Origin of the sequence: Streptomyces sp. PH10-H1 (assembly GCF_030063355.1) — a bacterium.
Classification (GTDB): domain Bacteria; phylum Actinomycetota; class Actinomycetes; order Streptomycetales; family Streptomycetaceae; genus Actinacidiphila.
In genome coordinates, this window is record NZ_JASISZ010000006.1 from 64,394 (window position 1) to 85,832 (window position 21,439).

20 protein-coding genes are annotated in these 21,439 nt (G+C 72.7%); 5 read left to right on the forward strand and 15 right to left on the reverse strand.

Annotated features, from left to right (window positions below):
- Window positions 1-30 precede the first annotated feature (30 nt).
- The 3 genes from QMK24_RS06165 to QMK24_RS06175 all read right to left on the reverse strand — a co-directional run bounded on the left by QMK24_RS06165 (window position 31) and on the right by QMK24_RS06175 (window position 2,931).
- Window positions 31-720, reverse strand: a complete 690-nt coding sequence (locus QMK24_RS06165) for a response regulator (RefSeq protein WP_283464131.1) — start codon at window positions 718-720, stop codon at window positions 31-33.
- A gap of 122 nt (window positions 721-842) precedes the next feature.
- Window positions 843-2,093 carry a MacS family sensor histidine kinase gene (gene macS, locus QMK24_RS06170; RefSeq protein WP_283464132.1) on the reverse strand — a complete coding sequence of 417 codons (1,251 nt, stop codon included), beginning with the start codon at window positions 2,091-2,093 and terminating at the stop codon, window positions 843-845.
- A 28-nt stretch (window positions 2,094-2,121) separates the two neighbouring features.
- Window positions 2,122-2,931: a lysophospholipid acyltransferase family protein gene (locus tag QMK24_RS06175; protein WP_283464133.1), complete on the reverse strand. Its 810-nt coding sequence runs from the start codon at window positions 2,929-2,931 to the stop codon at window positions 2,122-2,124.
- 148 nt (window positions 2,932-3,079) lie between these two features.
- On the opposite strand from QMK24_RS06175, the gene QMK24_RS06180 reads away from it, so the two are divergent.
- On the forward strand, window positions 3,080-3,856 hold the full coding sequence (locus QMK24_RS06180; protein WP_283464134.1) for an alpha/beta hydrolase: 777 nt from the start codon (window positions 3,080-3,082) through the stop codon (window positions 3,854-3,856).
- The gene (locus QMK24_RS06185; RefSeq protein WP_502962473.1) at window positions 3,849-4,403 is read left to right on the forward strand and encodes a hypothetical protein; all 555 of its coding nucleotides are present in this window, start codon (window positions 3,849-3,851) and stop codon (window positions 4,401-4,403) included. Before QMK24_RS06180 ends, QMK24_RS06185 begins: the two co-directional genes overlap by 8 nt.
- A 61-nt stretch (window positions 4,404-4,464) precedes the next feature.
- On the opposite strand, the gene QMK24_RS06190 is transcribed toward QMK24_RS06185, so the two are convergent.
- From QMK24_RS06190 to QMK24_RS06215, 6 genes are all read right to left on the reverse strand, one after another.
- Window positions 4,465-5,229: an endonuclease/exonuclease/phosphatase family protein gene (locus QMK24_RS06190; protein ID WP_283464135.1), complete on the reverse strand. Its 765-nt coding sequence runs from the start codon at window positions 5,227-5,229 to the stop codon at window positions 4,465-4,467.
- A 5-nt stretch (window positions 5,230-5,234) separates the two neighbouring features.
- Window positions 5,235-6,176: an ROK family glucokinase gene (locus QMK24_RS06195; protein ID WP_283464136.1), complete on the reverse strand. Its 942-nt coding sequence runs from the start codon at window positions 6,174-6,176 to the stop codon at window positions 5,235-5,237.
- Window positions 6,177-6,231: 55 nt separating this feature from the next.
- Window positions 6,232-6,681, reverse strand: a complete 450-nt coding sequence (locus tag QMK24_RS06200) for a DUF5304 family protein (RefSeq protein ID WP_283464137.1) — start codon at window positions 6,679-6,681, stop codon at window positions 6,232-6,234.
- A 64-nt stretch (window positions 6,682-6,745) separates the two neighbouring features.
- Entirely contained in the window at window positions 6,746-7,990 is a 1,245-nt protein-coding gene (locus QMK24_RS06205) for an ArsA family ATPase (protein ID WP_283464139.1), read from the reverse strand.
- Between the two features lie 5 nt (window positions 7,991-7,995).
- Window positions 7,996-8,451, reverse strand: coding sequence for an SRPBCC family protein (locus tag QMK24_RS06210; RefSeq protein ID WP_283464141.1), 456 nt, complete (start codon window positions 8,449-8,451; stop codon window positions 7,996-7,998).
- A 90-nt stretch (window positions 8,452-8,541) separates the two neighbouring features.
- Entirely contained in the window at window positions 8,542-9,303 is a 762-nt protein-coding gene (locus QMK24_RS06215) for a metallophosphoesterase family protein (protein WP_283464142.1), read from the reverse strand.
- A 201-nt stretch (window positions 9,304-9,504) separates the two neighbouring features.
- On the opposite strand from QMK24_RS06215, the gene QMK24_RS06220 reads away from it, so the two are divergent.
- Window positions 9,505-11,301: an AMP-dependent synthetase/ligase gene (locus QMK24_RS06220; RefSeq protein ID WP_283464143.1), complete on the forward strand. Its 1,797-nt coding sequence runs from the start codon at window positions 9,505-9,507 to the stop codon at window positions 11,299-11,301.
- An 84-nt stretch (window positions 11,302-11,385) separates the two neighbouring features.
- On the opposite strand, the gene QMK24_RS06225 is transcribed toward QMK24_RS06220, so the two are convergent.
- Together QMK24_RS06225 and QMK24_RS06230 are read right to left on the reverse strand one after the other, a co-directional pair.
- A complete protein-coding gene (locus QMK24_RS06225) occupies window positions 11,386-12,525 on the reverse strand; it encodes a glycosyltransferase family 4 protein (protein ID WP_283464144.1) in 1,140 nt (379 codons plus the stop codon).
- A gap of 63 nt (window positions 12,526-12,588) precedes the next feature.
- Window positions 12,589-14,136 (reverse strand): DUF2079 domain-containing protein, encoded by a 1,548-nt coding sequence (locus QMK24_RS06230; protein WP_283464145.1) that lies wholly within the window; start codon window positions 14,134-14,136, stop codon window positions 12,589-12,591.
- Between the two features lie 131 nt (window positions 14,137-14,267).
- Between QMK24_RS06230 and QMK24_RS06235 the strand changes: the two genes are divergently transcribed.
- Window positions 14,268-15,515, forward strand: a complete 1,248-nt coding sequence (locus QMK24_RS06235) for a glycosyltransferase 87 family protein (RefSeq protein WP_283464147.1) — start codon at window positions 14,268-14,270, stop codon at window positions 15,513-15,515.
- Here the strand turns inward: QMK24_RS06235 and QMK24_RS06240 are convergent.
- Window positions 15,470-16,810, reverse strand: coding sequence for an MATE family efflux transporter (locus QMK24_RS06240; RefSeq protein WP_283464148.1), 1,341 nt, complete (start codon window positions 16,808-16,810; stop codon window positions 15,470-15,472). The two genes, QMK24_RS06235 and QMK24_RS06240, sit on opposite strands and share 46 nt — an antisense overlap.
- Window positions 16,811-16,901: 91 nt before the next feature.
- Here QMK24_RS06240 and QMK24_RS06245 point away from each other — a divergent pair, with 91 nt between their 5' ends.
- Window positions 16,902-17,426 (forward strand): PadR family transcriptional regulator, encoded by a 525-nt coding sequence (locus QMK24_RS06245; RefSeq protein ID WP_283464149.1) that lies wholly within the window; start codon window positions 16,902-16,904, stop codon window positions 17,424-17,426.
- A 372-nt stretch (window positions 17,427-17,798) separates the two neighbouring features.
- Here QMK24_RS06245 and QMK24_RS06250 read toward each other — a convergent pair whose 3' ends face one another.
- The 3 genes from QMK24_RS06250 to QMK24_RS06260 form a co-directional block, all read right to left on the reverse strand.
- On the reverse strand, window positions 17,799-18,953 hold the full coding sequence (locus QMK24_RS06250) for a M48 family metallopeptidase (protein ID WP_283464150.1): 1,155 nt from the start codon (window positions 18,951-18,953) through the stop codon (window positions 17,799-17,801).
- Complete coding sequence (locus QMK24_RS06255; RefSeq protein ID WP_283464151.1) at window positions 18,950-20,167, reverse strand: hypothetical protein; 1,218 nt, start codon at window positions 20,165-20,167, stop codon at window positions 18,950-18,952. Before QMK24_RS06255 ends, QMK24_RS06250 begins: the two co-directional genes overlap by 4 nt.
- 93 nt (window positions 20,168-20,260) lie before the next feature.
- Entirely contained in the window at window positions 20,261-21,307 is a 1,047-nt protein-coding gene (locus QMK24_RS06260; RefSeq protein ID WP_283464152.1) for a C40 family peptidase, read from the reverse strand.
- Window positions 21,308-21,439 lie beyond the last annotated feature (132 nt).

Consider the following 21,439-nt stretch of genomic DNA (forward strand, 5'->3'; position numbering starts at 1 on the left):
TGGGTCACAAGCGGCATGGTGCGAACCGGGTCATTCGCCGTCGAGGCCGCGCTCGATCGCGTAACGCACCAGTTCCACCCGGTTGTGCAGCTGCAACTTCCCGAGGGTGTTCTGTACGTGGTTCTGCACCGTGCGGTGCGATATGACCAGCCGCTCCGCGATCTGCTTGTAGCTCAGCCCCTTCGCGACCAGCCGCAGCACCTCGGTCTCGCGGTCCGTCAGCCGCGGCGCCTCCGGCTCGTCCGACGACACGGGGGCCGGGTCGGACGCCAGCCGCCGGTACTCGCCCAGGACCAGCCCGGCCAGCCCCGGTGTGAACACCGGGTCGCCGATCGCCGTCCTGCGCACCGCCTCCACCAGCTCGTCGCGGCCCGCGGACTTCAGCAGATAGCCGGTCGCGCCGGACTTCACGGCCTCCAGGACGTCCACGTGCTCGCCGCTCGCCGACAGCACCAGCACCCGCAGTGCGGGATTGTCCGCGACCACGTCCTTGCACACCTGTACCCCGGACATCCCCGGCAGGTTCAGGTCCAGCACGATCACCTCGGGCATCGCCGCCTTGGCCCTGCGCACCGCCTCGGGACCGTCCCCGGCCGTGGCCACCACCTGATAACCCGCCTCGGCCAGATCCCTGGCCACCGCGTCCCGCCACATCGGATGGTCGTCGACCACCATCACCTTCACGGTGTGGTCCTGCTCCGGTCGTGTGTCCCCCGCCATGTGCCCGCCTCTCGTCCGGCCAACTCCCCGTGCCGGGAGCAACTCTACAAACGCGGCCGGTTCGACCACCCCGGCCGGCCGCGCCGACCGGTCGCGTCAGCCGGTCGCGTCAGCCGGTCGCGTCAGCCGGTCGACCAGTGCGACGGGCGCCGTTTGGGGAGGCGGAGTTCGACCTCGGCGCCTTGGCCGGGGGTGGTGATGAGGGAGGCGGTGCCGCCGAGGTCGCGCAGCCGGCCGCGGATGGACTGGGCGACGCCGAGACGGCCTTCCTGTTCCGCGTCGGCGAGCCGGCCGTTGGGGAAGCCGGGGCCGTCGTCGCGGACGCTGACGAGGATCTCGTCGGGCTCGTCCTCCAGCAGGATCCAGGCGTGGGCCCGCTCACCGGCGTGGGTGCGTACGTTGTCCAGCGCGGCGCCGACCGCCGCCGCGATCTCGGCGGCGGCGTGCGCGTCCACCAGGACGGGAGTTCCGGGCGCCGAGATCGTCACCTGGGAGCTGCCGAAGGGCGTGAGCAGGGCCCGTACATCACAGGGGCCGAGCGCCGCGTCCTCGGCCTCCTCGTCGGCCTCGGCCGCGCCTGTCCGCGAGCGCAGCGCGGCGAGCAGCCGGCCGCGGCGGACGGCAGCGGCGTTCTCGGGATGCCGCGGGTTGGGGACGAAACCGTCGGAGACCAGCGCCCGCAGGGCGGCCTCCTGTTCGCCGGCCATCCGGCCGAGCGCGGCGGCCTCGCCACCCGCCTCGCTGCCGCGCCGCTGGACCATGGCCAGCACCTGGAGCACGTTGTCGTGGATGTCGCGGGCGAGCCGCTCCCGCTCGCGGGTGGCCGCCTCGATCTGCAGCGCGCGGGCCAGCGTCCGCTCGCTGGCGCGGGCGACCTCGACGACGTAGCCGATGGCGATGCTCGCCACCCACACCAGCAGGACGTTGTGGAGGCTGTCGCGGGCGAAGGCGCCGCGTTCGACGACGTTCGCGATGCCGACGAGCGTGGAGGCGACCGCGGCCCAGCGCCAGCCGCCCTTGATCGCGAAGGCGAGGACGGAGCCGGCCGTCCAGATGGACGGCAGTGTCGGGCTGCCCTCGACGATCCGCAGATGGGTGTCGACCACCGGGGTGAGCAGTATGCCGGTGAGCGCGATGGTCAGGTCGGCGACGAGGAAGCGCTTGGTGCACCGCTCCGCCGACCGCACCCGGCCGAGGGTGAGGAGCGTCCAGACGGTCAGCCCCGCCATGTAGCCGCCGGCGACCAGCGGGTGGCGGTAGTCCCCGTAGGCGTCGCCGAAAAGGGCCAGCGCGTAGGCGAGGGTGAGCACCCGGTAGGCGGTCAGCGCACGCCACAGCGGCTGCTCGACGGACATCCGTATCGCCCTCGTCATCGCCGCTCCCCTCCCCCGGCGGGCCCTGCTACGCCCCGGCCGGACCGTCCTTGCCGTCCTTGCCGTCCTTGCCGTCCGTGTCCTGCTGCGCCTTGTCGGCTGCCTCCTGCTGCGCCTTCTCGGCCTTCTCCAGCTCGGCCTGCCGCTTGGCCTCCTCCGCGATCTGGCGCTTCGCGGCGGTGGCGTAGATGTCCACGTACTCCTGGCCGGACAGCTTCATGATCTCGTACATGACCTCGTCGGTCACCGAGCGCAGGATGAAGCGGTCGCCCTCCATGCCGTGGTAGCGGCTGAAGTCGAGCGGCTTGCCGATCCTGATGCCGGGACGCACCGAGATCTTGGGCAGCACCTTGCCGGGCGGCTGCACCTTCTCGGTGTCGATCATCGCGACGGGGATCACCGGCGCGCCGGAGGCCAGGGCCACCCGGGCCAGGCCGCCGGGCTTGCCCCGGTAGAGCCGGCCGTCGGGCGAACGGGTGCCCTCGGGGTAGATGCCGAACAACTCGCCGCGCTCCAGTACCTGGATCCCGCTGTTGATCGCCGCCTCGCCCGCGCCGCGCGCGCCCGAGCGGTCCACCGGGAGCTGGCCGACGCCCTTGAAGAACGCGGCCGTCAGCTTGCCCTTCACACCCGGGGAGGTGAAGTACTCCGCCTTGGCGATGAACGTGACCGGCCGGTCGAGCATCGCCGGCAGGAAGAAGGAGTCCGAGAAGGAGAGGTGATTGCTGGCAAGGATCGCCGGCCCCTCCCTGGGGATGTTCTCGAGTCCTTCCACCCAGGGGCGGAAGGCGAGCTTGAGCGGCGAGCCGATCGCGAGCTTCATCGCGCCGTAGAACAACCGAGGACCTCCTGTAGCTGACGCAAAGACCTTAACGCCAGTTGGGCCCCGGCACTCCCCACGTCCACGCGGCGGGGCTTACCGGGGGGTATCGGGGCCGCGTACGCTGAACTCCTGCCACCCTTCCGCGGCGAACAGGAGTCCCACGGTGCCGCTCATGCCCGGAGCCGAGCCGTACAGCCACGACGGTGGCGACATCGGTGTCCTGCTGTGTCACGGATTCACCGGCACACCGCAGTCCATGCGCCCCTGGGGCGAATACCTTGCGGCCCGCGGTCTGACCGTCTCCGTGCCGCTGCTGCCGGGTCACGGCACCCGGTGGCAGGACATGCAGCAGACCGGCTGGCAGGACTGGTACGCCGAGGTCGACCGCGAACTGGGCGCGCTGTCCGCCCGCTGCTCGCAGGTCTTCGTCTGCGGCATGTCGATGGGCGGCGCCCTGACACTGCGGCTGGCCGCCCTGCACGGCGACGAGATCAGCGGGATCGTGCTCGTGAATCCGTCGGTCAAGGCCGACAGCCTCCAGCTCAAGGCGGTTCCGGTGCTGCGCCATGTGGTGCCGTCGGTGCCGGGCATCGCCAGTGACATCGCCAAGGAGGGCGGCCTGGAGGTCGGCTACGAGCGGACGCCGCTGCACGCCGTCCACTCCCTCAGCCGCTTCTGGAAGATCGTCAGGGGCGCGCTGCCGCAGGTCACCCAGCCGCTGCTCCTGCTGCACAGCCGGGTGGACCATGTCGTCCACCCGTCGAACTCCGCCGTGGTCCTCAGCAAGGTCTCCTCCGGCGACATCACCGAGCGGGTGCTGGAGCGCAGCTATCACGTGGCCACCCTCGATCACGACGCGGAGCAGATCTTCGAGGAGTCCTACGACTTCATCCGGCGCCTGGCGCCCGCGGTGGACAAGGAGGTAACCGCCAGTGGCTGAGCGCGAGGAGGACCAGGTACCGGACGAGACCGCCCCCGACGTCCCCGAGCCGGCCGTCGCGGACACCGCCGGCGGGGCGGCGCGGCCGCCGCTGGACGAGGACGCCGCCTGGGCGGAGCTGATCGCGGGCTTCGACGACGAGCCCGGGCCCGGCACCGGCTCCTGGCCCGACTCGGAGAACCTGACGCCCACTCGGGACACCGGCAAGGACACCGGCTCCGGGCCGCCGACCCGCAGCATCGTCATCCACCCGGTGATCCGGGGCCCGCGCGACCACACGGTGCCGGACGACGAGGACGAGGGCCACTTTGTGCCGCCCGAGCCCCCGCCGCTCCCCCATGCCGATGTCACCACCAAGTTCGCCTGGCTCGCGGTCCTCGGTGGCCCGGTGCTGCTGCTCGCGTTCATCCTGCTCGGGCAGGAGATGACCTGGTGGGTCATGACGCTGGGCGTCGGTGGCTTCGTCGGCGGCTTCGCCACGCTCGTCGCGCGGATGCGCACGGGAGAGGACGACGACGAGCTGCCGGGTGGCGGCGCGGTCGTCTGACCACCTGCTGTCGTAAAGCGCGGGCTGTCGTAAGCCGCGGGCTGTCGTAAGCCGCGCGTCCTCAGACGCCGGACGGGCCGGCGACTGCCGGGATCCTGAGCGCGGCCAGCAGGGGCAGGTGGTCCGTGGCGGCCAGCAGGTCCGCGGGATCCACGCCCGGAAGACCGTGCGGCACCCCGCACCCCAGCACCTCGACGCCATGGGTCGCGAAGATCGCGTCGATGCGCTGGTGGGGGTTGTCCGGCACCGAGGTGAACTCGCCGCCCCACGGCTTGGTGGCCCAGGCGTCCTGGAGCTCCGCCGACAGCCGGCCGAAGGCGCGTCCGTCGGGGTGGTCGTTGAGGTCGCCGCCGGCCACGGCATACGGCTCGCCCAGCTCCGCGAGCCGCTGCAGGAGCAGCGCGGACTGTTCGTCTCGCTCCCCCGCACTGAGGCTGAGGTGGCAGCTGAGGGCGGAGAGCCGGGCGCCGCCGATCCGTACGACGGCGGTGGCGAAGCCGCGCTGGTGCAGGCCGGGAGTGCGCGGCAGCAGGACGTCCTCGGTGCGCTCGACATGGGCCCGGAGCGAAGCGAGGATTATCGGGCCCGCGGCGGTGGCGCCACCGGTGACAGTGACCAGGCCCGACTCGCGGGCGAGCCAGGCGGCGGCCTTGCGCCAGCGGAAGAAGCGCGGCGCTTCCTGGATGAGGACGAGATCGGGGGCGCAGGCCCGGATGACCCGGGCGAGCGCCCCCCTGTCGTCCCGCATGGAGCGGATGTTGTAGCTGAGCACGCGGACCACCGCGGAACCGGGCTCGGTGGCCGAGGGCGGCAGGTCCGCGAGCATGGCCGTCAGCCCTGGCGGGCCAGGTCGGCGGCGCCGACCAGTCCTGCCTTGCCGCCCAGCTGTGCGGCGAGCACTTGGGCGTGCGGCCGGTACTGGCCGCCGACCAGCCAGCGGCGGAAGGACTTGCGGATCGGGTCGAGCACCAGCTCGCCCTCGTCCGAGACCCCGCCGCCGACGATGAACGCCGACGGGTCGAAGAGCGAGGCCAGGTCGGCAAGGCCCGCGCCCGCCCAGCGGGCCAGCTCCCGGAAGGAGTCGATCGCTACCGGGTCACCGCCCCGCGCGGCCTCGCTGATGTGCTTGCCCTCGATGGTCTCGGGGGTGCCGTCGCCGAGGGAGAGCAGCAGTTCCGCGTTCTCCGGCGTCGCCGCGGCGCGCTGCTTCGCGTAGCGGACGAGAGCACGCCCGGAGGCGTACTGCTCCCAGCAGCCCTGGCTGCCGCAGCCGCACAGCAGTCCGTCCGGCACCATCCGTACGTGGCCGAACTCGCCCGCCACGCCGAACCGGCCGCGGTGCAGCTTGCCGCCGATGATGATGCCGCCGCCGAGGCCGGTGCCGAGGGTGATGCATACGACGTCGTCGTGACCCTGGCCCGCGCCGAACCGGTATTCGCCCCACGCCGCCGCGTTCGCGTCGTTCTCGACGATGACGGGGAGACCGACGCGCTGCTCGACCTTGTCCTTGAGGGCTTCGTGCCGCCAGTTGATGTTCGGTGCGAAGAGCACGGTGGCACGCTTGTCGTCCACGTAGCCGGCCGCGCCGATGCCGACCGCATCGACCTCATGGTCGGTGCTGACGGTGCGCACCGCGTCCGCGATCGCGTCCACGACCGCCTCGGGGGTCGCCGGGGTCGGCACCTTGCACGTCTCAAGAATCGAGCCGTCCTCATCGACTACGCCGGCCGCGATCTTTGTGCCGCCGATGTCGACGCCGATGGTGAGTCCCATGTGTCCCTCAGTTTTCGGTCGATCCCCGCTGCAGCCAACCGTACCGGAGGGGAGGTCAGTCGAGGTCGATGTGCTCACTGGATGAGCCGGTGGATGAGCCGGGCGGTGTGTCGGAGGCGCGGCGTCCGGCGGTGGTGTCCCTGGCGGACGTGGTGTCCCCGGCGGTCCACCGGGTCTCGTGTCCCGCGACGGCCGAGCGGTAGGCGGCGAGCAGCTCCACGCCGGCCGACGACAGGTGCTCGAAGACCTCGGGGTTGCGCTCACGAATCGGCTCGACGACCGACTTGACCTGCGAGATCACCGTCTGGGCGGCGAGCGTCACCGCCGGGTTGCGGAATTCGGCGAGCCTCTCGGAGACGGCCTCGGCGAGGCGTCGCAGCTCCTCGGCGGCGCTGCCGACACCTTGTCCGGCCTGCTCACGCCGCCGGGCGTGTTCTGCGGCGGTGTCCTCGGCGCTGGCCTTGGCCCACGCGTCGGCTTCGGGCCGGTCGGCGGTCTCGCTCATGACGGTCTCCCTCGCGGCGCTCCGGGGTTGTTCTACCGAAGGTACCCGAACGGACGCACTTCGTTCAGCGCGGCCAGAGGTCGGGATCCGGGGCGAACCGGACGTCCAGCGCGCCGTCGCGCAGCGCTGCGCCGCTGACGGTGCAGCGCCGCAGACCGGAGGGCAGCGGCAGGATCCGGCGGAAACCTTCCGCGTCGATGACGAGTTCATCGCCGCGGCGGACCAGGCCGAGTCCCTCGCGCGTGGCGCCGGGCAGCGGCAGCCGCCACCGAAAGTGGCCTTCGGCGCCCAGCTGGTCCTGCACGGTCCAGGGGTCGTCGGCGCGCCGCAGCGGCGCGCCCCGCTCCGCTTCCCTCTCTGGTTCCCCTTCCCCTTCCCCTTCCGCTTCCGGTCCCGGTTCCGCTTGTGGTCCCGGCGGTACGGCGGCGAGCGCGGTGAGGTCGGCCGCGCCACGCGGTTCCCGTCCCAGGTGCGGCAGTTCATGGACCGCCGTACCGGTTCCGGCCAATTCGGCGCGCAGGGCGGCGAGTTCCTTGTGCTGGGCGCGGGACAGATCGGCGAGCCAGGGGTCGGGGGAACCGTCGGGCAGCAGCCGGTTGGCGACCACGGCCTCCAGCCGGTGCCCGAAGAGCGCCAGTCCAGTGCGGGCCGTCCTGATCGCATCGGCCGCGGCCGCCCCGGGCTCCACGACGAGCCGCACGGTGGTGCCGGCGGCCTCCACCACGGCCTGCGCTGCGGCGAGTTCCCGGTCGGCGCGCTCGGCCGCCTCGTACGCCCACTGGGCCGGCATCGGCACGCCCGCGAGCTGGGCGAGCACCGGGCGCAGCGCCCGGGCCGCCTGGCGCTGTACGGGGACGAGGCGCGCGAGGTAGCGGCGCAGCTGTTCGGGGAGCGCGAGGGCGGCGAGCGCCGCGGGGGTGGCCGGCAGGTCGACGACGACGACGTCCCAGCCGGCGGAGCCGTCGGCCGATTCGCGCAGCGCGCGCAGCAGGGCCAGCGAGTCGGCGCCGGGAAGTTCGGTGAGTTCCTCGGGGTCCAGGGGCTCGGCGCCCAGCAGGTCGAGGAGCGAACCGAGCCGGGACTGCACGTCCCGGGCGTCGGCGCGGAAGGTCGCCTGGGTGTCGATCCGGTGCGCCCGCAGGCCGGGCACGGCGGCCGCCGCCCCGTCGAGGACGGTGTCCAGGGACGCGCCGCGGTCCGTGGACAGCAGCAGGGTGCGGGCGCCCTGCCGGGCCGCGCTCACCGCCGTGGCGGCGGCGGCCGTGGTGCGGCCCGCACCCCCGGGGCCGGTGACCAGGACCGTGCGCACGGCCCTCAGCTCTTGTCGGGCGGGCCGGATTCGACGCGCTTCTTCAGGCCGGCGAGAGCGCGGTCGATGATGACCTTCTCGGCCTTGCGCTTGATCATGCCGAGCATCGGGATCTTGACGTCGACGGTCAGCTGGTACGTGACCTCGGTGCGCGTGCCGCCGGCCAGCGGGGCGAGCGAGTAGGAGCCGTCGAGGGTGCGCAGCATCTGGGACTTGACCAGCGACCAGTGGACCTCGTTGTCGCCGACCCAGCGGTAGGCGAGGGTGTGGTCGTCCTTGATGGCGCCGGCGTCCAGGAGCAGCCGGACCTGTTCGGCCCGGCCCTGGCCGTCGGTGGAGAGGATCTCCGCCTCCTTCACCTCACCGGTCCACTCCGGATACCGGTGGAAATCGGCGATGACGCCCATGACGTCGGCCGGGGCCGCCTCGATCGTGATGCTCGAGCTGGTGTGTTCCGCCATCGCCGTGGCCCCTCCGGGACTTCGCGCCGTATGTCTGTGTCTGCTGGTGCAGGCTACCGCCTACCGGTCGGACAGCCGTCACCACGGCACTCACCACTCGAGCGCCCATGGCCTGCGGGTGGCGTTGAAGTGGCCGACATTGACGCACTCGGTCCTGCCGATCCGCATCCGCGCGGCCAGCGGCTGGTGGACGTGGCCGAAGAGCGCGTACTTGGGACGGGTGGCGTGGATCGCCCCGAGCAGCGCCTCGCTGCCGCGTTCGAAGCGGCGGGCGACGGTGTCGTAGCAGAGCTCGGGCACGGCGGGCGGGATGTGCGAGCAGAGCACGTCGACCGGTCCGAGCGCGGCGACCTTCTCGGCGTACGCGGCCTCGTCGATCTCGTACGGGGTCCGCATGGCGGTGCGCAGGCCGCCGCCGACGAAGCCGAAGACCAGGCCGCCGATCTCGGCGGTCCCGCCGTCGAGGACGGTGGTGCCTTCGGCGGCGTATTCGGGCCACAGCTCAGGAATGTCGACATTGCCGTAGGTGGCGTACGTCGGCACCGGAAACGCGGCGAAGAGTTCGGCGTACTGCTTGCGGACGGCGGTCTCGATGGCGGTGCGCCGGTCGATGCCCGTCCACAGCTCACGGTCGAGGGCGCGGGCCTCCTCGAAACGCTTGGCGGTACGCAGCGCGACCATCCGCGACGCGTTCGCCGCGCCGAAGAGATCGGGGAAGATCCCCCGCGAGTGATCGGCGTAGTCGAGGAAGAGCACGAGGTCGCCCAGGCAGATCAGCGCGTCCGCGCCGTCTCCGGCCCTGGCCAGAGCCTCCGCCGCGCCATGGACATCACTCACCACATGGACCCGCATGGCCGTCACCCTATCGCCGGTTACCTGCGGGTTACCGGTGGTCTGGACTACTGTTCCCGGAGCGTTCAGCCGCACCCTGGGCATGTGATGCATAAAACATCTGTACTGCACCCCTATCGCGAAAGCTTTACCGGTGGGTAACGTCCAGGCCGTCCAACTATCCCTCCGGGTGCGCCGTCGCGCCGATGAGGAGCACCAGCCTTGCGTGAGTTCAGCCTTCCGGCCCTTTACGAGGTCCCCGCGGACGGCAACCTGACGGATCTGATCCGCCGCAACGCCGCTCAGCACCCAGCTGTTCCGGTGATCGCCCGCAAGAACGCGGGCGGCGAATGGCAGGACGTCACCGCCACAGAGTTCCTCGCCGAGGTCCGCGCCACCGCCAAGGGGCTCATCGCCTCCGGTGTGCAGCCCGGCGACCGGGTAGCTCTGATGTCCCCCACCCGGTACGAATGGACACTTTTCGACTTCGCGATCTGGAGTGCGGGCGCGGTCGCCGTGCCCGTGTACGAGACATCCTCGGCCGAGCAGGTCGAGTGGATCCTCGGCGACTCGGGCGCCGTGGCCTGCATCGTCGAGTCCGGTACCCATGAGGCGTCCGTCGCCTCGGTGCACGACCGGCTGCCCCAGCTGAAACATGTGTGGCGGATCGACTCCGGCGCCGTGGAGCAACTGGTGGCCACCGGCACCGACATCTCCGACACGGTGGTGGACGAGCGCGGCGCGACCGCCGTCGCGGACTCCCCCGCCACGATCGTGTACACCTCCGGCACCACCGGCCGCCCCAAGGGCTGTGTGCTGAGCCACCGGGCCTTCTTCGCCGAGTGCGGCAATGTGGTGGAGCGGCTGGCGCCGCTGTTCAGGACCGGCGAGTCGTCGGTCCTGCTCTTCCTGCCGCTCGCCCACGTCTTCGGCCGGCTGGTCGAGGTGGCGAGTGTGATGGCCCCGATCAAGCTCGGGCACGTCAGCGACATCAAGCACCTCACCGACGAGCTGGCCGCCTTCCGCCCGACGATGATCCTGGGAGTGCCCCGGGTCTTCGAGAAGGTGTACAACTCGGCGCGGGCCAAGGCGCAGGCCGACGGCAAGGGCAAGATCTTCGACAAGGCCGCGGACACCGCGATCGCCTACAGCCGCGCGCTGGACTCCGCCGCCGGCCCGTCGGTCGGCCTGAAGTTCAAGCACAAGGTCTTCGACCGGCTGGTGTACAGCAAGCTGCGTGCCGTGCTCGGCGGCCGCGCCACCCACGCCATCTCGGGCGGCGCGCCGCTGGGCGAGCGGCTCGGGCACTTCTACCGGGGCATCGGCTTCACCGTCCTGGAGGGCTACGGGCTCACCGAGTCCTGTGCGGCCACCGCGTTCAACCCCTGGGACCGTACGAAGATCGGCACGGTCGGCCAGCCGCTGCCCGGCTCGACGGTGCGGATCGCCGACGACGGCGAGGTGCTGCTGCACGGCGAGCACCTGTTCACCGGCTACTGGAACAACGAGGCGGCCACCGCCGACGCGGTCTCCGACGGCTGGTTCCACACCGGTGACCTGGGCACCGTCGACGAGGACGGCTATCTGTCCATCACCGGCCGCAAGAAGGAGATCATCGTCACCGCCGGCGGCAAGAACGTCGCCCCCGCGGTGATCGAGGACCGGATCCGGGCCGACGCGCTGATCGCCGAGTGCATGGTGGTCGGCGACGGAAAGCCGTTCATCGCCGCCCTCGTCACCCTGGACGAGGAGTTCCTGCCCCGCTGGGCAGAGCAGCACGGCAAGGCCGGCCGCACCGTGGCCGAGCTGGCGGCGGACCCGGAGCTGCTGGCCGCCGTGCAGCACGCGGTGGACGAGGGCAACGCGGCGGTCTCCAAGGCCGAGTCGGTGCGCAAGTTCCGGATCCTGCCGACCCAGTTCACCGAGGTCACCGGCCATGTGACACCGTCGCTGAAGCTGAAGCGGAACGTTGTCATGAAGGACTTCGCGGCCGAGATCGAAGAGCTCTACCAGCACTGAGCGCGCGGGTTCGCCTCAAATTCCCCCAGCTACCGCTGGGAGGTGCCCCCTGGCGGGGCTTGAGAACTCAAGCCCCGCCGGCGTTTACAGCAGGGACTTCAGACGTTCCGCCAGAATGTCCCAGCGCCACGCCTCTTCGACCCATCCGCGGCCGCGCTCGCCCATCCGCTGCCGTAGCTCCGGGTCGCCCAAAAGCGTGACGATCCGGTCCGCCGCCTGGCCGGGTGAACCCCCGCGCACGACCCATCCGGTCTCGCCGTCCAGCACCGCGTCCGGGGCGCCGCCCGAATCGCCCGCCACCACCGGCAGCCCGGTCGCCGACGCCTCCAGATAGACGATCCCGAGCCCCTCGACGTCCAGCCCGCCGCGGCGCGTCCGGCACGGCATCGCGAAGACATCACCTGCGCCGTAGTGGGCGGGCAGTTCCTCCCACGGCACCGAACCGGTGAACATCACCGATTCGGCGACCCCGGTGCGCGCCGCGAGGTCGGCCAGGTCCTTGGCGTAGGGACCGCCGCCGACCACCAGCAGCACCGCGTCCGGTACGGCGGCCAGGATCCGCGGCATGGCCAGGATCAGCGTGTCCTGCCCCTTGCGCGGTACCAGCCGCGAGACGCAGACGACCACCGGCCGGCCGGTGAGCCCGAGCCGGTTCCGTACCGCGGCGCCGCCCGAGCCCGGGTGGAAGGTCTTCTCGTCCACGCCGGGCGGCAGTTGCACCATCCGCGCCGCCGCAGCGGGCGTGAGCGCCTTCGCGATCCGGGACCGCGTGTACTCCCCCAGATAGGTGATCGTGTCCGTGCCCTCGCCGATCCGGCGCAGCAGCTGCCGGCTCGCGGGCAGCTGCGCCCACCCCGCCTCGTGGCCGTGGGTGGTGCCGACCAGCTTCCGCGCGCCCGCTCTGCGCAGCGCCGGGGCCATCAGCCCCAGCGGCGCGGCCGCTCCGAACCACACCGACGTACAGCCGTGTTCACGCAGCAGCCCGGCCGCGCGCCGCGTCACCGCGGGGGTGGGCAGCAGCATCGTCGTACGGTCGCGGATCACCGGGAACGGCTGCTCGGCGTCGAAGCGCGCGACCTCACCGCCGTCGGAGCCGCCCTTCCACGTCGAGGCGTAGACGACCACCTGTCCGGGATCCAGCCGCAGCGCCATGCTGTGCACGAACGCCTGGATGCCGCCGGGCCTGGGCGGGAAGTCATTGGTGACGATCAAGGTCTTGTCCATCGCCGCCGAGAGTAGCCGACGGCGGCGGGACGGGCCCAGGACCCCCGGGCCCGCCGGCTCCGGTCAGGGACGGACCTCCGGCTCCTTGACCGGCACGCTGTCCTTGCCCGGCACATGCGCGCCGGGCACCGGGAGGGCGGGCTCCGCCCGGTGCAGCAGAATGACGCCGTCCTTGGACCACACCGCCGTGTAGCCGTTGCCGAGCAGCAGCCGGACACGGTCGCGCTGCTCGTCCACCGTCGCGAAGGGGAAGGTCTTCGACACCGTCTGGATCAGGACGTACTCGGCGTCGCGCGGCGTCGAGTCCGCGATGACGACCTTGGTGCGGTTGGTCAGCCGGGGCACGGCGTTGTTGTCCGCCTCGGCGGTGGCGCCGGTCGGTACGAGGTGCACGGCATCGGCGAGCGCCTGCTCGGAGGGGTTGGGCGTCCAGGCGGCCGGAAGCACCAGAGCGCCCAGGCCGAAGGGGACCGACAGCAGCAGGGAACAGGCCGCGGCCCCCAGCGTCCACCGCGCGACCGGCCACTCGACGCGGCGCCGGTGCAGCCGGGCCGCGGTCTCCAGCGCGGCCACCAGCAGGACCGGCCACACGAAGGCGTCGTAGTGGTGGGTGGTCGCCCAATGGCTGGGGTTGTCGGAGAACAGCCGCTCGGCCAGCAGCGGGACCCCGCACCACAAGGTGGCGGACCCGAGCGGCAGCAGGAGCAGCGACCCCAGCAGCCACAGCAGGAGCGCGACCTTCTCCGAGTGGTCGACGCCCACCGCGAACACGGTGACCGGATCGGTGACGAACCGCATCGCGACGGCACCCATGTCCGGGCCGAGGGCGCCGTAGTTCCAGTAGTAGCCGGACACTCCGCCCATCGCCGGTATCAGCACCCGGATCGCGAGCAGCGACGCCACCGGCCCCAGGACGAGCAGGACCAGGCCGCAGCGGACCGCGGACCGGTCCCCCGAGCGCCTGCCGGGGCCGCCGAGTACCGCCCCGTACGCCGCCGCGAGCAGCCCCAGGTCCTCCTTGACGCAGCACAGCAGGGCGGCGCAGACCAGCACCGCACCGTAGCGGCGGGCCAGGCCGCGCTCCAGCATCAGCAGGGTGAGCGGGACGGCGAACGCGACCTCGTGGAAGCCGACACCCGACGCACGCAGCAGCGGCCAGCCAAGACCGTAGACCAGGCAGCTCAGATCGGCGGCCCGGCGGGCGGTGACCGGGGGCGCCGCCGCGAAGCAGTGCCGCGCGATCCGCCGGACGACCGGCACGCCCGCGGCGAAAAGCGCCGCTTGGGCGCCGATCAGCATGCGCGGGTCGTCCCACACCCAGTACAGCGGGGCGAGGAGGGCGAGAATCGGCGAGAAGTGATCGCCCAGGAGGGAGAATCCGGGCGGGAACTCATGGTGGTAGTTCTTGATGGCCGAGCGCGGCAGATGGAAATGGGAGTATTCGCGGACCGCCTGGTCGAAGATCCCCAGGTCGAATCCGCCGATGCGGACGGTCGCCCACTGCTGCAGCCCCACGGCCAGTACGGCGGCGAAGCAGAGCACGGTGAGGGCGACCGTACGTATTCGGTCCTGCTGCCGCGCGATGGGCGCGGACACCGCGCTCTCCGGCACGGACTGAGATTGGACGACCTGAACCGGAACCACCGTTCGACGCCTCCCCCTCGTGAACGAGCCTTCACCCTACTGGGCGCCGCCGTCGCGTCGCGGGCCCCCTCCCAGCCCTCCGGCAGCATGATGCACCGGTGAGCACCGCACGCGTCAGCAGGTCCAGGAATCGGGCAGTCCTCGCCTGGGCGGCCACGCGCTGCGCACTGCTGCTGTGCGTCTTCCACGTCGTCACCCTGCCGGGCCCCGATGTCACCGTGGATGTGTCCGTGATCTACCAGGGCTGGTACGAGGTCCTGAGCACGGGCACCTTTCCGCTGGACGATGTGACCTGGCAGTACCCGCCGGCCGCCGCTCTCGTCGTGCTCTCCCCCGCCCTGCTGCCGTTCCTGGGCTACGCGGCGGCCTTCTTCTGGCTGGTGTGCGCCGCCGACGCCGCCGTGTTCGCGGCCCTGCTGCGGGCGGGCCGGGGCGCGGGGCGGCGGCTCACCGGGGCCTGGGTCTGGGTCGCCGGGGTGGCGCTGCTCGGGCCGACCGCGTACGCGCGCTACGACCTGGTGGTCACAGCCGTGGCGGTGGCCTCGATGCTGGCGCTGGCCCGCCGCCCCCGGGCGGCGGGGGCGCTCGCCGGTCTCGGCGCGATGCTCAAGGTGTGGCCGCTGCTGCTGCTGATCGGCGCCCCGCCCGGCCGGGCCACCCGGCGGGCGGCGGCCGCCGCCGGGTCCGCCGCCGCCTTCGCGGCGCTGCTGTTCGTCGCGACGATGCCGGGCGCGTTCGCCTTCCTGATCTTCCAGCGGCGACGCGGCACCGAGGTCGAGTCGCTCGGCGCGCTCCCCTTCCATCTGGCCCGGCACTTCGGCTGGCGGGGCCAGGTGCTGCTCAACTTCGGCTCGGTGGAATTCCTCGGCCCGTTCGTCGGCCTGGCCGGCGCCCTGGCGCTGGCGCTGACCGCCGCCGCGTTCTGCTGGCTGCTGCTGTGGCGGCTGCGGGCCCGGCACTTCACGGCCGCGACACCGTACGACGCGGCTTTCGCGGCGGTGCTGGTGTTCACCGTCACCAGCCGGGTCATCAGCCCGCAGTACCTGGTCTGGCTGGTCGGCACGGCCGCGCTGTGCATGACGCTGCGGGCCAGCGTGCAGCGGGTACCGGCCGCGCTGGTGCTCATCGCGACCGGCCTCACCCTGCTGGAGTTCCCGCTCCTCTTCTCCCATGTGGTCGCGAGCGACTGGCTCGGGGTCGGCCTTCTCGTCCTGCGCGACGGAATGCTGGCCGTCGCCTCCGTGACCGCCTGCCGCCGGCTGTGGACGTCCTCCGTACGCGGCCCCGAAGGGCTGCCCCGTCAGCGCGCCGCCGGCACCCGCGCCCCCGCGCTCACCTCCCGCTGACGCCCCATTCGCACGAACAGCCCCGCCACCGCCGCACACTGCAGCGCGGCGCTCAGCCCCATGGCCAGACACACCCCGGGCAGCCCCAGCCCGGACAGCGCGTACGCGAGCGTCAGTTGCACCGTGGCACCAACCAGCGTCACCCGCACCAGCAACCGGCTCCCGCCGCTGCCCTCGAACACGCCGCCGAGCGCGATGAAGCACGACAGCAGGACCAGGTACGGCCCCACGCACCGCAGGAACAACGTCCCCGCCGCGGCCACCTCCCCCTGCGCGCCGAACACCCGCATCACCCAGGGCGCCACCGCGAGCAGCACCACCGCCGCTCCGGCGCCGAGCGCGCCGCCCGTCAGCACCGCCTGCCGCCCTGTCGCGGCCCGCTGGTCGCGCCCGCCGCCCAGGGCGCGGGCGGTGAGAATGGACGCGGCCTGACGCACCGCGTAGAACGACATCGTCGCCACGTACATCGCCTTGGTGGCGATCCCGTACGCAGCCACCGAGCTCACACCGAGCCGCGCCACGATCGCCACCATCGCCAGCGAACCGGCCATTCTGACCAGGAAGTCCCCCGACATCGGCAGCCCGGTGGCGGCGGTCCTGCGCAGCGCCCCGGCCGTACCGTACGCGGGACGCGCCTGCGCCGCCTCCCGCAGCAGCCGGTTGCGCCGGAGTGCGGCGAAGCCCGCGGCCAGCGCGACGGACCGGCCGGCGACGGTGGCCAGAGCGGCGCCCTGGACCCCGAGTTCCGGCAGGCCGAGGAGACCGTAGATGAGCAGCGGGTCGAGGACGAGGATCAGCGCGTTGGCCAGGAACGCCAGCCGCATCGGCGTGCGGGTGTCGCCGGTCCCCTTGAGGATGCCGTCCAGGACGTTCTGGGCGAAGAAGACCGCGACACCCGGCAGCGAGACCGCGAAGTAGCCGGCCGCCAGGTCCGGCGCGGCCCCATCGTGCCCTCCGAGCACCAGACGGGCGACCGGTTCCCTGAACAGCCATCCGCCGATCGCGACCACCGGCGTGATCAGCGCGAACAGCGCCCACCCACCGCGTACCGCCGAGCGCACCGCGCCCGGGTCCCGGGCTCCGGCGGCGTGCGCGACGAGCACCGTGGTGCCGGACGCCGCCATCATGATCACGCCGAGCAGCAAGTTCTCGGTATTGGTCGCGACCGCGACCGCCGCCACCGCCGCCCCGCCGAGCCGGGCCACCCACAGCATGTCGATGATCCCCGCGACGACTCCGGCGAGCAGCTCGAAGTACACCGGGCAGGCGAGCGACAGCAGCCGATGACGCTTCATGGACGTCCCCCCTCTGTGAATACATCGATTCGCGGTAACTCGATTAGAGATACCATGAGAGAACACGCCACCGCAAGGACGGGACGAACCGGTGCTGGAACTGACGATCCTGGGCTTCCTCCACGAGGAGCCCCTGCACGGCTACGAGCTCAAGGAGCGCATCACCGGACTGAGCGGCCATGTCCGCCCGGTCAGCGACGGCGCCCTCTACCCCGCCATCAGCCGCCTCACGGCGGCGGGCCTGCTCGACCAGCACACCGAACCGGGCGCGGGCGCCGCCCCCCGCCGCGTCCTCTCCCTGACCGACGCCGGACGCGCCCGGCTCCGCGACCGGCTCCGCGACCCCAAGCCGGTCGAGATCACCGACTCGACCCGCTTCAACGCCTTCCTCGCCTTCCTCCGCCACCTCGACGACCCGGCGGCCCAGGCCGCCGTCCTCCAGCGCCGGCTGGACTTCCTCCAGGAGCCCGCGAGCTTCTTCTACGACGACGGCGAGCCGGTACGCGCCGAGGACGCGGGCGACCTCTTCCGCCGCGGCATGCTCACCGTCGCCCGCGCGACCGGCACCGCCGAGAGGGCATGGCTGACGGCGGCCATCGCCGAACTCATCGCCTGACGGCGGGTGTGCCGTCGCGCCTCCGGCGGGGGTGCGGGTACATCGGCGCCCGCGGCACCGTGACGCCTGCGGCGTCCCACCCTCCCCCAACCTCCGGCCGGGGGTGCCCCCTCGCCCGCTTCCGGTCATCCGGACAAGCGGCACCGTCACCCGTGGGGGCGGGCGTACGCCGGCGCCCGTCGGCCCGCGGACTCGACAACGGCCGGAGGGGGTCGGGGTCGTAGGGATGGGGGTTCGAAATGCTGCCGGGCTATTTGTGAGCCGCCAGGCCCGTAAATAGTCGATTTCGAACCGCCGCCCCGGAGGACCCGGCCCCCGACCGCAAACGGGTCGGACACCAACCCCAAGCCCGCCGCAGGCGAACCGGCACACTCACCGGTCCGCGGTCTGCCGGAGGCGGGCGGATGCGATGCGTTCCACCGCCGTCGGATGGGTGCCCAAGAGGAGGTGGAGGAGTCGCGGCGGATCCGGGTCGCCGATGTTGGCGACAGTAAGCCGCCGCTGCATGGCGATGAACTGCGCCGGGTCGTCCGTCAGCGCGAGCGCGTGCGCATCGGCCCGGCGCTCGACGCGCCGGCTGAGCCCGCAGCCGAACGGCCCGGCGAGCGTCGACCCGGCCGCGGCCACCGCGGCGAGCAACATCATCGACCGGGGGTCGGAGAAGCGGTCCACGTGCGCGAGGTCGAGCAGTGGCTGCCATCGCAGGAGCACGGCGAGCGCACAGACGCCGGCCGCGGCGCCGACCGCGCCGAGGACCGTGCCCCGCGCCACGTCCCGGTGGATCACATGCCCCAGCTCGTGGGCGACGACGAGTTCGACCTCGCGCGGCTCGGCGGTCGTCAGGAGCGTGTCGTAGGCGACGATCCGCCGGGTCCTGCCGAAGCCGGAGACGTAGGCGTTGAGTGCGGTGGTGCGCCGGGAAGCGTCGGCGACGAGGACCTCGCGGACAGCGATCCGGTCGCGTCCGGCCAGCGCCAGGAGCGCGTCGCGCAGCGGACCCGGTTCCATCGGGGTGAAGCGGTTGAAGAGCGGTTCGAGGACGACCGGCGCCAGCCAGGAGAGGGCGATAACGGCGACTGCCGCGCCGAGCGCCGCCCAGATCCACCACCGCGCGACCGTCCCGGCCAGCGCGTATACGGCGAAGAGCGCGCCCAGCGCGAGCGGTACGGAGACCAGCAGCCCGCGCAGCACGTCCAGCGCCCAGCCGCCCCAGCCCTGGGTGACGAGTCCGAACCGGGCCCGTACGACGCGCACCCGAGCGGCGAAGGGCAGTGCCACGAGCTGCCGCAGCACCACCAGGGCGAGCCCGCCGCCGAGGATCCGCGCGGTCCAGGAGTCGCCGAAGAGGCCGACGAGGCCCGCGCCGGCCGGTGTCAGCCCGAGCCCGAGGAGCAGCGCGAGGGCGGCGGCGCGCCCGGCGAGGGCGGGTGGCCACTGCGCGCGCCGCAGGGCCCGCCCGCGCGCGATCTCCTCCGGAGTGAAGTCCTCGGGCTCCCGAGGCTCCCGCGCGCCATCACCCGTCGTCATGCCAACTCCCGCTGTACGTAGGCGCGCCAGCGCGCGGTGAAGTCGTCGAGGCCGGTCCCGAGCACGGCGCGCAGGTGGCTGTCGAGGGATCCGCCGGTGGCCACGGCCCGGTACAGCTGGGTGAGCCGGGCGGCGCCCCACTCGCCGGAGATCAGCCGGCACGCGAGCCAGGCGCCCTCGTACGCCTGCGCCAGGCCGCTGGTCGTCGTGCCGAAGTCGGCGCTGGACGGCAGCCTCGCCGGGACCTTCCCGGCGGCCACGTCACGGCTCAGTTCGGGGGCGGCCTGGCGGGCCGTGCGTCCCGTGCCGCTGTAGCCGGCCCAGTCGGCGAAGCCCTCGGAGAGCCACAGCGGGGTGGCCGCGGTGGTGGCGGCGCGGGTCGCGACATGGGTCGTCTCATGGGTGAGCACGACCTGCCGGCCGAGCGCGGAAAGCTCCCCGAACGCCTCGGGGTTGATGATGACGCGGTCGGCCGGGGCGGCGGCGGAACCGCCGAGTTCGCCGGTGGTGACGGCGGCGATGCCCCGGTAACTCGCGGGGTCCGCGTGCAGCAGCGCGGCCATCCGGTCCAGGGAGGACGGCACTTCGACGACGACGCGGCCGCTCCAGCCGTCGCCCCAGGCCCGCCGTACCGCGGGCACCGCGCGGTCGGCGGCGTCGGCGAAGGACCGCAGGGCGGCGGGCGGATCCGTCCCGAGCACGAGGCTGTGCGCCCCGCGCATCACCCGCACCGGGCCCTGGTCCCACAGCTGCTGGGCGTCGTGCCGGTCCTCGGCGACGTACCAGTGGCCGTTCCCGCGGACGAGGGTCAGATCCGCGTCCGAGGTGACCGGCGTGGTGTCGTACCCCTTCAGCCGGTAGCCCAGCTGGACGTGCGCGACCGCCCTCTCACCGCCGCCGCCCGCACTGGCGCCGACGCTCACCACCCGGTACGACCAGGAGTCGAGCGGCACCTCCGACAGATTGCGGAACACCTGCCGCTGCCGGTCCCGGAAGCCCGGGTCGACGTCCGCGAGGAAGGCGGCCTCGTCGTGGTGCAGTACGGCCCCCGCGTGCCGGTCGAGCATCGTCCGGACGGCGGGGGCCGCGGAAGCGGCGGGGACCACCGCGGCACCGGGCCGCCCGCCCCCGCACCCCGTGAGCAGGGCCGGCACGCCGAGGACCGCCGCGCAGCACAGCGCGGCGGTCCTGGGTCGGGTGCGCGGTGCCGCCATACGCCCGATCGTACGGGCGTCGGTGGGAGCGGTGTCCGCGGACCGGCCGCGGGAACGGCGGTGGCGGGACCGGCCGCGGTGGGGACAGGCCGGTCAGGGCCGGGTGACCGCGGAGACCGGCATCATGTCGACCGGGTCGTACCGCACCCGCGCACCCGGATACGGCGCGTGCACCACCCGGCCGCCGCCGACGTACATCCCCACATGGCTCGCGTTGTCCCGGTAGATCACCAGGTCGCCGGGGCGGGCCTGGTCCAGCGGGACCCGCTGTCCGGCGTGCTTCTGCTCCTGCGAGGTACGCGGCAGCGACACTCCCGCCTGCCGGTAGGAGTACTGCATGAGACCGGAACAGTCGAAGGAGCCGGGCCCGGTGCTGCCCCACACATAGGGCGAGCCGATCGCCCTGCGCGCGGCGGCGACGGCCATCGCGGCGCGGGACGAGGAGGCCGGCAGGTCCGGCATGTCGGGCGCGGCACGGCCGGAGCGTGAGGCCCGGTCGTCCATGCCGGGGACGAATCCGGCGCGCTGCGCGGGCGGCAGGGCGTCGAGCAGCCGCTGCGCCGCACCGAGCTTGCCCTGCACATTGCGCTTGCGGTCCTGCATCGTGGCCCTGGCGTGTTCCAGGTCGGCGAGTTTGGCCGCCGCCATCGACCGCTTCTGCTCCAGCGAGCGCTGCGCTTCCTGCAGTTCCGCGAGCCGGGAGGCCTGGTGGCTGGTGATCCGCTCGAGTGCCTCGGCCCGGTCGAGATAGCTGTTGGGGTCCGAGGACAGCATCAGCGCCATGGCCGGGTCTACGCCGCCGCTGCGGTACTGGGCCCCGGCGATGGCGCCGAGGTCGTCCCGCATCCGGTTGACGCGCTCCTGCCCGCGCGCGGCCTGGTCCTGGAGGGAGTCCACCTCGTGCCGCAGCCGGGAGGCGCGCTCCTGCGCCGCGTTGTACTGCTCGGTGGCCTGCTCGGCCTGCTGGTAGAGCCGGTCCACCCGGGAGGACGTGTCGGTCGCGGTCCCCGCCGGGTCGGCGGCCGCGACCTGCACGGCGGCGCCCCCCGAGAGCGCCGCCGCGGCCGCCGCCGCGGACAGCACGGTGACGCGCGAGGTGCGGGTGAAACCGGGCTGCGGGGACCGTCGATGTGTTGCCACGGATGTGACAGTAGTCAGACGATCACGCCGAGTTCAAAAACCGTGCGACGGCGGCGGACGGGCGTCCTTCTCGATGCCCAGGTCACTGCAGCTCGGCCGTCAGCGGTCACCCTCCGATATCACTCGAATGAA

Excerpts from the sequence above, each read along its gene's own strand:
- QMK24_RS06210 (WP_283464141.1), bottom strand. The coding sequence starts at position 8,451 with ATGGCGGAACACACCAGCTCGAGCATCACGATCGAGGCGGCCCCGGCC.
- macS (WP_283464132.1), bottom strand. The coding sequence starts at position 2,093 with ATGACGAGGGCGATACGGATGTCCGTCGAGCAGCCGCTGTGGCGTGCG.
- QMK24_RS06195 (WP_283464136.1), bottom strand. The coding sequence starts at position 6,176 with ATGGGACTCACCATCGGCGTCGACATCGGCGGCACAAAGATCGCGGCC.
- QMK24_RS06190 (WP_283464135.1), bottom strand. The coding sequence starts at position 5,229 with ATGCTCGCGGACCTGCCGCCCTCGGCCACCGAGCCCGGTTCCGCGGTG.
- QMK24_RS06255 (WP_283464151.1), bottom strand. The coding sequence starts at position 20,167 with ATGGCGGCACCGCGCACCCGACCCAGGACCGCCGCGCTGTGCTGCGCG.
- QMK24_RS06250 (WP_283464150.1), bottom strand. The coding sequence starts at position 18,953 with ATGACGACGGGTGATGGCGCGCGGGAGCCTCGGGAGCCCGAGGACTTC.
- QMK24_RS06225 (WP_283464144.1), bottom strand. The coding sequence starts at position 12,525 with ATGGACAAGACCTTGATCGTCACCAATGACTTCCCGCCCAGGCCCGGC.
- QMK24_RS06240 (WP_283464148.1), bottom strand. The coding sequence starts at position 16,810 with ATGAAGCGTCATCGGCTGCTGTCGCTCGCCTGCCCGGTGTACTTCGAG.
- QMK24_RS06215 (WP_283464142.1), bottom strand. The coding sequence starts at position 9,303 with ATGCGGGTCCATGTGGTGAGTGATGTCCATGGCGCGGCGGAGGCTCTG.
- QMK24_RS06200 (WP_283464137.1), bottom strand. The coding sequence starts at position 6,681 with ATGAGCGAGACCGCCGACCGGCCCGAAGCCGACGCGTGGGCCAAGGCC.
- QMK24_RS06165 (WP_283464131.1), bottom strand. The coding sequence starts at position 720 with ATGGCGGGGGACACACGACCGGAGCAGGACCACACCGTGAAGGTGATG.